General features: G+C 62.7%; 10 protein-coding genes. 7 read left to right on the top strand and 3 right to left on the bottom strand.

The genetic code is table 11. The features are described from left to right. Window positions 1–53: 53 nt before the first annotated feature. Entirely contained in the window at window positions 54–2,840 is a 2,787-nt protein-coding gene (locus tag DA075_RS22230) for a [protein-PII] uridylyltransferase (RefSeq protein ID WP_414468157.1), read from the bottom strand. A gap of 282 nt (window positions 2,841–3,122) precedes the next feature. Between DA075_RS22230 and DA075_RS22225 the strand changes: the two genes are divergently transcribed. From DA075_RS22225 to DA075_RS36075, 7 genes are all read left to right on the top strand, one after another. Then, window positions 3,123–4,106, top strand: a complete 984-nt coding sequence (locus DA075_RS22225) for an aliphatic sulfonate ABC transporter substrate-binding protein (RefSeq protein WP_099955081.1) — start codon at window positions 3,123–3,125, stop codon at window positions 4,104–4,106. Then, entirely contained in the window at window positions 4,103–4,951 is an 849-nt protein-coding gene (locus DA075_RS22220) for an ABC transporter permease (RefSeq protein WP_099955080.1), read from the top strand. The genes DA075_RS22225 and DA075_RS22220 overlap by 4 nt, the downstream gene beginning before the upstream one ends. Window positions 4,952–4,966: 15 nt before the next feature. Continuing rightward, the gene (locus tag DA075_RS22215) at window positions 4,967–5,749 is read left to right on the top strand and encodes an ABC transporter ATP-binding protein (protein WP_099955079.1); all 783 of its coding nucleotides are present in this window, start codon (window positions 4,967–4,969) and stop codon (window positions 5,747–5,749) included. Window positions 5,750–5,837: 88 nt separating this feature from the next. Continuing rightward, window positions 5,838–6,347 (top strand): OsmC family protein, encoded by a 510-nt coding sequence (locus DA075_RS22210; RefSeq protein WP_099955078.1) that lies wholly within the window; start codon window positions 5,838–5,840, stop codon window positions 6,345–6,347. 38 nt (window positions 6,348–6,385) lie between these two features. Continuing rightward, on the top strand, window positions 6,386–7,273 hold the full coding sequence (locus DA075_RS36085; protein WP_123834395.1) for a hypothetical protein: 888 nt from the start codon (window positions 6,386–6,388) through the stop codon (window positions 7,271–7,273). Between the two features lie 320 nt (window positions 7,274–7,593). Beyond that, the gene (locus DA075_RS36080; RefSeq protein ID WP_123834393.1) at window positions 7,594–9,465 is read left to right on the top strand and encodes a rhamnosyltransferase WsaF family glycosyltransferase; all 1,872 of its coding nucleotides are present in this window, start codon (window positions 7,594–7,596) and stop codon (window positions 9,463–9,465) included. Then, on the top strand, window positions 9,465–10,640 hold the full coding sequence (locus DA075_RS36075; RefSeq protein ID WP_123834391.1) for a glycosyltransferase family protein: 1,176 nt from the start codon (window positions 9,465–9,467) through the stop codon (window positions 10,638–10,640). The genes DA075_RS36080 and DA075_RS36075 overlap by 1 nt, the downstream gene beginning before the upstream one ends. Window positions 10,641–10,918: 278 nt before the next feature. On the opposite strand, the gene DA075_RS22205 is transcribed toward DA075_RS36075, so the two are convergent. Then, window positions 10,919–11,701, bottom strand: coding sequence for an ABC transporter ATP-binding protein (locus DA075_RS22205; RefSeq protein ID WP_099955077.1), 783 nt, complete (start codon window positions 11,699–11,701; stop codon window positions 10,919–10,921). A 14-nt stretch (window positions 11,702–11,715) separates the two neighbouring features. Further along, window positions 11,716–12,426 (bottom strand): ABC transporter permease, encoded by a 711-nt coding sequence (locus tag DA075_RS22200; protein WP_099956731.1) that lies wholly within the window; start codon window positions 12,424–12,426, stop codon window positions 11,716–11,718. Window positions 12,427–12,438: the final 12 nt, after the last annotated feature.

Genomic DNA, 12,438 nt, shown 5'->3' with positions numbered 1-12,438 from the left:
TCCGAAAAAGGGGTCTGGGAGTGACCCCGATATCAGGTGGACGGTCCGCGAAATCAAGCTTCGCCAGCGACCGGGGCTGCGGCGCTGGGATCGTCCTTAAGGGCTTGCCTGCCCGCGCCGCGCCGGCCCCGGTCGCCGCGGGGCAGGTCGGCCTCGAACACCGCCATCACGGCCCGCCGGATGGTGGCCTGGCGGTCGGGCTGGGTCACCTTGGTGCCGGTGAGGTCGGTGACGTAGAACACGTCCACCGCCCGCTCGCCGAAGGTCGCGACATGGGCCGAGGTGATGTTGAGGTTGAGCCGGCCGAGCGCCGAGGTGAGATCGAACAGCAGGCCAGGCCGGTCGAGGCCGGAGATTTCCAGCACCGTCTCGCGGGCCGAGAGCGCGTTGTCGATCGACAGGTCGGGGGCGACCTGGAAAGTGCGCGGGCGGTCCTTCAGCGGATGCTTGTCGGCGACGAGGTCGGCGATGCGGATCTCGCCCTTCAGCGCCCGCTCGATCGCGGTGGCGATGCGGCCGGCCCGGCGCAGCTCGTCCTCGTCGCGCTCGAAGGCCCGCGACAGGGTGATGGTGTCGAGCACGAAGCCGTCGGCGGTGGTGAAGATCTGCGCGTCGACGATGTTGCCGCCGGACGCCGCGCAGGCGCCGGTGAGGATCGCGAGCAGGCGCGGATGGTCCGGCGAGTAGACGCAGAGCTCGGTGACGCCGCGCGACAGGTCGGTCTCGAAGATGGTGGCGACGGTGTTGCCGGCCTCGGCCGCCGCCCGGATGAAGCGGGCGTTCTTGAGCTGGCGCCCGGCATCGACCTTGAGCCAGTAATGCGGGTAGTGCCGGCCCGCATAGGCGTCGAACTCCTCGGCCGTCCAGTCGGTCAGCTGCTCGCGCAGGCGCATCTGGATCAGCCGCACCCGGTCGGTGCGCGGGATCTCCGAGCGCCCGCCCGACAGGACCATCTCGGTCTCGTAGTAGAGGGTGCGCAGGAGCGTCGCCTTCCAGGCGGTCCACGTGCCGGGACCGACCGCCTTGATGTCGGCGATGGTGATGACGAGGAGGAGCTTCAGCCGCTCCAGGCTCTGCACCACGCCCGCGAAGGTCTCGATGGTCTTCGGGTCCGAGAGGTCGCGGCTCTGCGCCGTCATCGACATCAGGAGGTGGTGCTCGACCAGCCAGGCGACGGTGCTGGTCTCGGCCGCATCCAGCCCGAAGCGCGGCCCGAGCTTGCGCGCTACCGCCGCGCCGGCGATCGAGTGGTCCTCCTTCCGGCCCTTGGCGATGTCGTGCAGGAACATCGCCACGTAGAGCGCGCGCCGGTTCTGGATCGTGCCGACGATGCGGTGGGCGAGCGGATGCTCGTCCTCCAGCTCCCCGGCCTCGATCTTGGCCAGCACGCCCAAGGACCGGATCAGGTGCTCGTCCACCGTGAAGTGGTGGTACATGTTGAACTGCATCATCGCGACGATGCGGCCGAAATCCGGCACGAAGCGCCCGAGCACCCCGGTCTCGTTCATGTGCCGCAGCACCGTCTCGGGGGCGTTCTGCGAGGTCAGGAGCTCGATGAACAGGCGGTTGGCCTCCGGATCGACCCGCACCATCGGGCCGATCAGGCTCAGGGACCGCGTCGCGAGCCGGCTGGCATCGGGATGGATCGCGAGGTCGTGCCGGTCGGAGAGCCAGAACAGCCGGATCAGGTTGACCGGGTCCCGCTCGAAGGCGGCGTCGTCGCGCACGTCGAGCCGGCCGGTATGGATGCGGAAATCGTCCGCCTCCAGGTCGGGCGCCCGGAAATGCTGCTTGAAGCGGCGCAGCCAGCGGTCGAGGACCGGCGGGCGCTTGGCGTGGCGCGCCTCCATCTCGGCGCAGACGATGGCGGTGAGGTCGCCGACATCCTTGGCGATCAGGAAGTACGACTTCATGAACCGCTCGACCGCGGCAAGGCCGCCGCGGGCGCCGTAATCCAGCCGCTCGGCGATGCGCGGCTGCAGCCCGAAGGACAGCCGCTCCTCGGCCCGCCCGGTGACGAAGTGCATGTGGCAGCGCACCCGCCACAGGAACTCGTCGCAGCGCTGAAACAGCCGGAACTCGTCCGGCGTGAACAGGCCGGCCTCGACCAGGTCCTCGGCCTCCTTCACCCGGAACGTGTACTTGGCGATCCAGAACAGGGTGTTGAGGTCGCGAAGCCCCCCCTTGCCGTCCTTGACGTTGGGCTCGACGAGGTAGCGCGAGGCGCCGCTCTTCTGCACCCGTGCGTCGCGCTCCTTGAGCTTGGCCTCGACGAACTCGGCCGCGGTGCCCTGCACCACCTCGCGGTCGAAGCGGGTCTCGAGTTCCTCGAACAGGGCGCGATCGCCGAACAGGAAGCGCGATTCGAGGAGCGCGGTGCGGATCGTCATGTCGGCGCGGCCCTCGCGCAGGCAATCGGCGACCGAGCGGGTGGCGTGGCCGACCTTCAGCTTGAGGTCCCACAGCACGTAGAGCATCGCCTCGACGACGCTCTCGCTCCAGGCGGTCTGCTTGTAGGGCAGGAGGAACAGGAGATCGATGTCGGAGCCCGGCGCCAGCAGGCCGCGGCCATAGCCGCCGGTCGCCACCACGGCGATCTGCTCGGCCGCGGTCGGGTTGTCGGCCCGGTAGAGCCGCTTGACCACCGCGTCGTAGATCGCCCGGATCACCGCATCCATCTGGGCGCAGATCAGCCCGGCGCAGGCATGGCCGTCGCGGTCGGCCAGCAGCCGCCGCTCGGCCTCGGCGCGGCCGGCCTCGATGATGCGGCGCAGTTCCGGCACCAGCCGCTCGCGCAGGCGCGTCGGGTCGCTGAGGGACTGGTCGATGCCGGCGAGCATGTGCTTGAGGGCGGCATCGGTGTCGGACGGGTCGATGACGGTGGGTTCGGGCATGGCAGCCGAGCTTGAAGAAGGGGAGCGCGGCCGGGTCCCGTCGCGTTCCCGCCTGTTTCGCACCATGGCCGACAGAAAGCCAACGCTTCCGCGCGTCACGCAGGCTCGTGTTCGATCCGAAAGGCTAATCCGCTTCACCGGCCGAATCGTTTGACACTCCGAACGGCGCGCCCTAGCTTTCCGGCCGGCGGCCCGACGAGCGATGGGCCGGCCAACCGGGGAGAGTCGATGCGCATCCACCGCCGCGCGCTGATCGCAGCCGCTCTTGGTGTCGCCCTCGGGGCTGACGGCCTCGCTTCCGCCCGCCCGGCCCTGGCGCAGTCGGCCAAGGAGGTGCGCCTCGACTGGGCGACCTACAATCCGGTGAGCCTCGTCCTGAAGGACAAGGGCCTCCTCGAGAAGGCGCTGGCACCTGAGGGAATCACGGTGCGCTGGGTCCAGTCGCTGGGGTCGAACAAGGCGCTCGAATTCCTCAATGCCGGCTCGATCGACTTCGGCTCGACCGCCGGCGCCGCGGCCCTGCTGGCGCGGATCAACGGCAACCCGATCAAGGCCGTCTACGCCTTCTCGCGGCCGGAATGGACCGCCCTGGTGACCCGGCCGAAGACCGGCATTCAGGCGGTGAAGGACCTGAAGGGCCGCCGCGTCGCCGTCACCCGCGGCACCGACCCGCACATCTTCCTGATCCGGGCGCTCCGCAACGCCGGCCTGACCGAGCGCGACGTGAAGCTGGTGCTGCTCCAGCACCCGGACGGGCGCACGGCGCTCGACCGCGGCGACGTCGATGCCTGGGCCGGTCTCGACCCGATCATGGCCGCGGCCGAGATCGAGAACGGCGACGTGCTCTTCCACCGCGACCCCGCCGCCAATACCTGGGGCGTGCTCAACGTCCGCGAGGATTTCGCCAAGCAGAACCCGGGCCTGACCCGCGCGGTGCTGGCGGCCTACGAGGAGGCCCGCAAGCTCGCCCTCGCCGATCCGCAGGAGCTGAAGCGCATCCTGGTGGCGGCGACGAAGCTGCCTGAGCCGGTGGTGGCGCGCCAGCTCGAGCGCACCGACCTGTCGCAGCCGGTCATCGGCAAGCTCCAGGCCGAGACGATCCTGGATGCCGGCACCGCACTCCTCGATGCCGGGGTGATCCCGGCCGGGACCGATGTCGGCGCCGCGGTCGAGGCCCTGATCGATCCGCGCTTCGGTCCGGCGGCGCCGTGAGACCCGCGGAGGCGACCCCGCTTCCCCTCGGCGCCGCGCCCAAAGTCCCGTCCAAGACCGTCGCCACGGCGCTGCGCCTGCCCGGCGGGCGGGTGCTCGCCGGGCTCGTCCTGCCGCTCTTTCTCGCCCTCGCCTGGGAGGCGGCGGTGCGGGCAGGGTTGGCGCAGGGACGGCTGGTGCCGCCGCCGAGCCGGGTGCTGGCCACCCTCTGGGGCCTCGCGGAGAGCGGCGAATTGTGGACCCACGTGCTCGCCAGCCTGACCCGCGTCGCGGCGGGGTTCGGCTTCGGGGCGCTGGCCGGGATCGTGGTCGGGGCGGTCACCGGCACGCTGCCGCTCGCCCGGCAGCTGGTCGACCCGAGCCTGCAGGCCCTGCGGGCGATTCCTTCGATCGCCTGGGTGCCGCTGTTCATCCTGTGGTTCGGCATCTTCGAGGCCTCGAAGATCACCCTGATCGCGGTCGGCGTGTTCTTCCCGGTCTATCTCGGGGTGGCGGGCGCCATCGCGGGCGTCGACCGCAAGCTGATCGAGGTCGGCCGGGTCTTTCGGCTCTCGCGCCTCGCGCTCGCCCGGCGCATCCTGCTGCCGGCGGTGCTGCCCGCGACCCTGGTGGCCCTGCGCACGGGCCTCGGCCTCGGCTTCATGTTCGTGGCGGCGGCCGAGCTGCTCGGCGCCTCGGAAGGCCTCGGCTACCTCCTCCTCGACGGCCAGCAGCTCGGCAAGCCGGACCAGATCGTCGCGGCGATCCTGGCCTTCGCGGGCTTGGGCAAAGTGTGCGATGCGCTGCTCGTCGGCCTGACCGCGCCGCTCGCGCGCTGGCAGGACACGGCGCGGGACACTCTCTGAGATGCTGGCTCTGACATGCTGATCCTGGACGGGCTGTCGAAGACCTACGCCGACGGCACGCGGGCGCTTGCCGACATCTCGCTCACCGTGCGGGCCGGCGAGATCGTGGCGCTGATCGGCGGGTCGGGCTGCGGCAAGACCACGCTGCTGCGCCTGGTCGCCGGGCTCGACCGGGCGAGCGCCGGGGGCATCAGCCTCGACGGCGAGGCGATCGCGGCGCCGCATCCGGGCGTCGGCATCGTCTTTCAGGAGCCGCGGCTCCTGCCCTGGCTCACCGTCGCCGACAACGTGGCGTTCGGGCTCGCCGACCTGCCACGGCCGGAGCGCCGGGCCCGGGTGGCGCATGCCCTGGATCGCGTCGGCCTCGCCGAGCAGGCCGGGCGCTGGCCCCGCGACCTGTCGGGCGGCCAGCAGCAGCGGGTGGCGATCGCCCGTGCCTTCGTGGCGGCCCCGAAGGTGCTGCTCCTCGACGAGCCGTTCTCGGCCCTCGACGCCCTGACCCGGGCCGGCCTGCACCGCCATCTCCTCTCCTTATGGGAGGAGAGCCGGCCGACCGTGCTCCTCGTCACTCACGACGTCGCCGAGGCGGTGGCGCTCGCCGACCGGGCCGTGGTGCTCCGCCCCAAGCCCGGCCGGATCGACGACGCGATCCCGCTGCCCCTGAGCCGCCCGCGTCTTCCCTCGGCGCCGGGCAGCGAGGCCGCCGCACGCACCATCCTGGCGAGCCTCGACCGCTCGCTGCGTCCGGAGGGCGAGCCCGATCGCCAGAAACCCGACGCCTCCGCCCTGTGGTGGTGAGCGCCCCGTGTAAGGTCCTGCCTGCGAGCCCTGGCGGGGCGGCGGCGCGGGATGCTAAGCCGTTTTCCCATAAACAGGGAGGACCCCCATGGACGCCACCGCGTTGCGCTCGCTCCAGGCCCCGATCAAGGACCGCTATCGCAGCGATCCGGACGCGGCCGTGATCACCCTGAAGGCGCAGGGCTCGCTCGACGACGGCGGCATCGCCTGCAAGGTCGAGACCGGCCGGGCGCTGGCCGTGGCGGGCCTCCATCCGGCGAGCGGCGGATCGGGCGCCGAGCTCTGCTCCGGCGACATGCTGCTCGAGGCGCTGGTCGCCTGTGCCGGCGTGACCCTGAAGGCGGTGGCGACCGCCCTGGAGATCCCTCTGCGCAAGGGCCTGGTCAAGGCCGAGGGCGACCTCGACTTCCGCGGCACCCTCGGCGTCGACAAGGGTGCGCCGGTGGGTTTCCGATCCATTCGCCTCAGCTTCGAGGTCGATACCGACGCGCCGCAGGAGAAGCTGGACCAGCTGCTGAAGCTCACCGAGCGCTACTGCGTGGTATTCCAGACCATCAACCAGAAGCCGCAGCTGGAGGCGACAATTTCACAATATTAATTTAGCCTTGATCATATATCATGAAAATGGAGAGATCGATGCGAATTCTCATTTTATTTTCCATGTGGGCGCCCGATGACTCAGAAAATAGCAGAAAATGGCTTGAATACTATAAATATATATTGCGTAATAATTTTAAAGAAGATGATAAATTTATATCTATAAATGGATGCAAAGATTTGATCGATGCCAGCAATCTCAATGACATCGAAAATCTGATCGGCTCATCTCGCGTGGCAGATGATATGGTGATCGATTCTGATGCAAGCGGCTATCAACATGCCTTGCGGCATTGCAATAACATAATCGCTCAATACGATGCTGTTTGTCTCTTTCACACCAAAGGGATAAGCTATAATTTCGAGGACAGCGCAGGTTTACGCATTGAACTCTCCGAGAACATTTTCGACCGGGAGAGAGTTACGAGCGAACTGGTGCGCCATGACAAATCGATCGTTGCGCTCAAAGGTTACATGGCACCAAGTAGCGGAGCTATCCGCCATTTCATAGATCTCGCAGCAGATGCGAACATTCATCACTCGTGCATTCACTATGCCGCAACACTGACGCTCTATGCGGTATCATCAGCGGCTCTGTGCGATTTAATGGCTTGCCTGCCGGATAGAATCATGAGCCAGAATCTAAAATCCATCGGCGAGAATCGGTATTTTTTTGAAGCCATGTTTCCAAGCTTATTGACTGCCATAGGGGCAAGACCCGTATTTCTGTGCGGAGAGCAGTTTGAGGAAAGCGCGAACTGCAACGTGAGTTATGACGCATTATCGGCGCACAACTCAGCTATAGTTTCGCGAGAGTTTTTTAGATGTCGAGAGCAGGGTTCGCTCTACCAGCACCGCCCATTTCCATATGTGACCGGCACTCAAGAACAAGTCGCCAAAATAAACATCATTTTTGACATCGAATAAATGGCATTCGCGAAAGTACATTGCATGTTCATTATGTTGATCAAAGGACATTTTATTTGTTAGCGGGCGTCGAATTTTTATTATAGCGTCGGCGCGCCGTCTCTTTGATATCAAAATTCAGCTAAAAATTGCTTCTTGTCGTTGATCCGTATAGATATCGCGATGCTAGTATACCAAATGAAGGACATGAAGTTGTGGGCTCTACTCGCCTGATACTGTGAGAGGCGCTCGGCTCCCTGTGCTCCGACACATGGCGATACTTATGAATCTTATCCGCAGCGCTGCGCTTGACATCCTGCGGTTGACGGAGGATACGCACGGTGAATGCACGAAAGCCCGAGAATGAAGGCGCTATTCTCATCAAGCGAGACATTCGGCCAATGACCACCTCAAATTCCGACAAAATTTTGAAGAGTCTCGCCGATGTTGTCAGATCAAAAATTAATCTGAGCAATAAAAAACTACCGATTCAAGATAAATATAAAAAAGAATTAGATCTCATCCGATCGTCAGAATATTTTGACCCAGATTGGTATCTCGTTACATATCCGGATGTTGCCAACGAAGGCTTAGACCCAGCTCTGCATTATTTGCTCCATGGCGGCTTGGAAGGACGCGATCCCAGTCCGCATTTTAGTTCGGCTGCTTATCTATCACGTCATAAAAGCGAATTAGCTGGAAATGTCAACCCGCTCGTGCATTTCATGGAGACCGGGGGGCAATTGCCGCCTGCATCCGAAGCCGTAGAAATAAACAGCACTGATGTGGAATATATCAGGAAATCAAAATATTTTGACGAAATTTGGTATAAAAATTCTTATGGAAATAAAATCAAGAGCAGCATAGACGCAGCTACACACTATTATTTATATGGCTCAAGTGAAAAACTAGATCCAAGCCCACAGTTTAGCACGGAATCGTATTTAGATGCATACGAAACTGTCGCCAGAAGCGGCATGAATGCCCTTGTACATTATGAAAAATATGGAAAAGCTTCGGACCTGCGGGTCGAACCTGCTCGGGATAAATCGGCATCTGCGCAGGTCGAGCGCTTCTATCGCGAGACGCGTGGTTTGCAGGTCTTTGAGGTTGCTCATACTGAGCCCTCCGTCAATCTCGTGACCGATAGCATCAGCAGCGGAAGCTTGTTCGGCGGCGTCGGCACTGCCCTGATCTTTGGCGCATTATTTGCTCAGAAGCTTAACAGACGATTGCGAATCGTCACTCGCCATCAAACACCTGATCGCGTTGCGGTTCGCGCTTTACTTAAACTGCATGGCGTCAAGACCGATATTGATATAAGCTTTGTCTATGTCCCAGTTCATGATCATTTCGCATTTTTGTCGTCGTCGATCAGCGATATTTACATTACAACTTCGTGGTGGACAACTCGATCAACACTCTACGCGGTTAATCCGAAAAACATCATCTATATTCTACAAGAAGACGAACGAATGTTTTATTCTTTTAGCATGAATAGATTGCTTGCTTCGGAAATCATGAAAAACAAGAATATTAATATTGTCGTCAATTCTCAGTTGATGTATCGACACCTTCTGCGCGACGGTGTCATCGATGAAGGGGGGAACGTGCAATATTTCGAACCCGCCTTTCCGGATAAATTGTATTTCTTTGAAAAGAAGGCTGCTGGCAGCAAGCTAAATCTTGGTTTTTATGCACGCCCTCACAACGATCGAAATTTATATATCAGAGGGCTCGAAGCACTCGACGAGGCGTGCGCCAGTGGCGTAATCGATGCGAGTCAATTCAACGTCATATTTTTTGGCAAGGATCTCGCGCCGCTTTCCCTAGGCGGCAAGATCTGGCCTCGCTTAGTGCAGAATGTCGCTTGGCAGGAATACGGCACGCTCGTCCGGTCTTTCGATCTCTGCCTGAGTCTTATGTATACACCGCATCCGAGCTATCCCCCTCTGGACGTCGCGGCGAGCGGGGGAGTCGTGGTCACGAACCACTTCGGCTTGAAAGACGGTCCCTCCCTGGCAAGGTACTCCGCAAATATTTTGACAAGCGACCTCGACACGCGCTCGCTCGTCGAGGCCCTACGGCGCGGCGCCGAACTTGCCGGACATCGTGAGAAGCGTCTCGCAAATTACGATAACAACAATATTGAACGAGTTTGGCACCAAACCCTAGATGCGGTGGTCGGCAAACTTGCCCAGAGGGTTCAGTAATGTTTATTCGCATTCCGCAAGATGCCGATACGTCGCACTCGACGATGGCACGAAGCTTCTCCGAGAGGTTTTCAAAACTTCAATCGGGAAAGACCCGAGTGGCTTTTTATTACGACTACCCGGATCGAAGCACGTTTCGGTACCGCGTCGAAAATATTATCAAGGCCCTCGATCTCCATTGCGAAGACATATCGTCTGCGCACTTTCATTTCGAAGAGATTGAGCATCTGAATCAAGTCGTCGACAAATGCGACGTTCTGGTCCTTGCCCGCGCTCGCTACACGTCGCTCCTCGAAATCGCCATCAGACGGGCGCAGCGCGCCGGCAAGCCCGTACTCTTTGATGTCGACGACTTAGTTTTTGATCCTATTTATATTCCAATGATCATGGATACAAGCAATGTTGATATGAAGTCTGCAAACACCTGGGATTACTGGTTTTCTTACGTGGGGCGAGTCGGCCACACCCTAAAGTTATGTGATCGCGCGACCGTGACCAACGATTATCTTGCCGACAAAGTGCGCGCATTTTGCGGCAAAGATGTCCATGTGATCCCCAATACCGTGAGCGACGAAGAGATGGCTCACGCTCATGCCATCATCCAGTCGAAGCGCGCGAACAAATATGCAAGAAATAAATTCATAAATATAGGATATTTTTCAGGACCCCCTTCTCACGACAAAGATTTTCGAATTGCGTCCGATGCACTTCTCACGCATATGAGAAAAAATCTTAACGTAAATCTTACTCTCGTAGGCTATCTCACGTTGGACGAGGAATTTAGTAATCTTGCTGGTCGCGTGCGTCGGCTCGGAATGCAAACCGAGATCGATCTCCTCACACAGATCGCAGGATGTGAGATTAATATTGCCCCGCTGCAAATTAACAATTTCACCAACTGCAAATCGGAGCTGAAGTTTTTCGAAGCTGCGATCGTCGGAACATTTTCCCTCTTGTCGCCCTCATTTACCTTCAAGAAGGCGGCAAAGGAGTCGCAGGGTGCGCACCTCGTTCCCGAGGCCGATTGGTATGATGCGATCGGTAACACCATCGAATTGATCTCGTCGAATCCGAGTAGATACGTCGATATGATTGAGGCGAGCTGCAAATATTCTGAGAAAAATTTTAGCTCGCGCGTCTTGTACCAGGCCGCTCGCGGCGCCTATCTCGCCTGACGCTCGCAGCACCGTGTCGGCATCGACAAGCCTATCGTGGGAATGAACGTTGGGGGTCGGGTTGGACCCGACCGCCAACGACGTCAGGGACACCTCAGAAGAGGGCCGGCGCGCCGTCACAGCCATGCCGAACGGTGCCGTCGACCGGAAATCGCGCGAGGGAACCGCAGCAAGATCGGACCTGCAAAACGTGGTGAGAGGGCGTCCGCGCGAGAGCAGAGCACGGCGCACCCCGGTATCGAGGCGGAACCTCACGATCCCTGTGCGGGGGGCGAGCCTCACTCCCCCCGCGCCAGGAACTGGCGGAACCGCTCCGATTGCGGTGCGGAGAAGACCTGATCCGAGGGCCCGTCCTCCAGGATCCGGCCCTCGTGCAGGAAGACCACCCGGTGGGCGACCTCGCGGGCGAAGGCCATCTCGTGGGTGACGACCAGCATGGTGCGGCCTTCCTCGGCGAGCGCCCGCATCACCCGCAGCACCTCGGCGACGCGCTCGGGGTCCAGGGCGGAGGTCGGCTCGTCGAAGAGCAGCACCCGCGGATGCATGGCGAGCGCCCGGGCGATGGCGGCGCGCTGCTGCTGGCCGCCGGAGAGATGGGCCGGGTAGTGGTCGCGCTTGTCGGCGATGCCGACCTTCGCGAGCAGCCCCTCGGCCTCGGCGACGCATTCCGCCTTTTTCCTGCCCAGTACGTGGACCGGCGCCTCGATCACGTTCTCCAGCACCGTGCGGTGGGACCAGAGGTTGAAGCTCTGGAACACCATTCCGACCCGGGCGCGGATGCGGTCGACCTGGCCGGCATCGGCCGGCACCCGGCCGCCGCGGCGGGCCCGCCAGGCCACCGCCTCGTCGCCGACCACGACCTCGCCCGCTTCCGGGACCTCCAGGAGGTTGATGCAGCGGAGCAGCGTCGACTTGCCGGAGCCGGAGGAGCCGAGGATCGCCACCACCTCGCCCTCGCGGGCCGAGAGCGAGACGCCGCGCAGGACTTCGAGGCGGCCGAAATGCTTGTGCAGGTCGCGGACCGCGACGGCCTCGGGGCGGGTGGGCGAGGGGGCCAGCATGGCGAGATCCCGTGTCAGGCGGGGCGGATCACCGGGCGCGGGCGCAGGTCCGGCGACAGCCGGGCCTCGGCAAGCCGCAGGACGCCGATGATCACGAAGGTGAGGGCGAGGTAGAACGCGCCGGCGCAGACGAAGACCTCCAGCGCCCGGAAGCTCTGGGCGATCAGCTTCTGGGCGAGGCCGGTGATCTCCATGAGGGTGATGGTGGAGGCGAGCGAGGTCGCCTTGACCACCGAGATCACCTCGTTGCCGTAGGCCGGCAGGGCTTGGCGGGTGGCGAGCGGCAGGGTGATGCGGCGAAACAGGAGCAGCCGCGGCATGCCGCAGGCCCGTCCCGCCACCAGGGCGCCATGCGGCACCGAGAGGACCGCACCCCGGAAGATCTCCGCCGTATAGGCGCCGGTATTGAGGGCGAGCGCCAGCAACGCGCACCAGTACGGCTCGCGGAAGAACGTCCACAGGCCCCAGGCCTGCAAGGCCGGCCGGAACTGGCCGAGGCCGTAATAGATCAGGAAGATCTGCACCAGGAGCGGCGTGCCGCGAAACACGAAGATGTAGAGGCGGGCGAGCCAGTCCGCCGGGACGACGCCGGAGAGCCGGCCCCAGGCCGCGAGCGCCGCCAGCACGCCGCCCAGCGCCACCGAGCCGGCGGTGAGGCTCAGGGTGAGCGGCAGGCCGCCGAGCAGCGTCCGGATCGTGGTGCCGAGGAAATCGAGATCGATCATGGTCTTGCCTCG

This window comes from Methylobacterium currus (assembly GCF_003058325.1).
Taxonomy (GTDB): domain Bacteria; phylum Pseudomonadota; class Alphaproteobacteria; order Rhizobiales; family Beijerinckiaceae; genus Methylobacterium; species Methylobacterium currus.
Note: the sequence above shows the minus strand (reverse complement) of the source record. Positions and strands in the feature narration are given on the sequence as shown.

What these genes read in the sequence shown, in the direction of transcription:
- DA075_RS22230 (WP_414468157.1), bottom strand. Translation starts at nt 2,840, where the DNA reads ATGCTCGCCGGCATCGACCAGTCCCTCAGCGACCCGACGCGCCTGCGC.
- DA075_RS22225 (WP_099955081.1), top strand. Translation starts at nt 3,123, where the DNA reads ATGCGCATCCACCGCCGCGCGCTGATCGCAGCCGCTCTTGGTGTCGCC.
- DA075_RS22215 (WP_099955079.1), top strand. Translation starts at nt 4,967, where the DNA reads ATGCTGATCCTGGACGGGCTGTCGAAGACCTACGCCGACGGCACGCGG.
- DA075_RS22210 (WP_099955078.1), top strand. Translation starts at nt 5,838, where the DNA reads ATGGACGCCACCGCGTTGCGCTCGCTCCAGGCCCCGATCAAGGACCGC.
- DA075_RS36085 (WP_123834395.1), top strand. Translation starts at nt 6,386, where the DNA reads ATGCGAATTCTCATTTTATTTTCCATGTGGGCGCCCGATGACTCAGAA.
- DA075_RS36075 (WP_123834391.1), top strand. Translation starts at nt 9,465, where the DNA reads ATGTTTATTCGCATTCCGCAAGATGCCGATACGTCGCACTCGACGATG.
- DA075_RS22205 (WP_099955077.1), bottom strand. Translation starts at nt 11,701, where the DNA reads ATGCTGGCCCCCTCGCCCACCCGCCCCGAGGCCGTCGCGGTCCGCGAC.
- DA075_RS22200 (WP_099956731.1), bottom strand. Translation starts at nt 12,426, where the DNA reads ATGATCGATCTCGATTTCCTCGGCACCACGATCCGGACGCTGCTCGGC.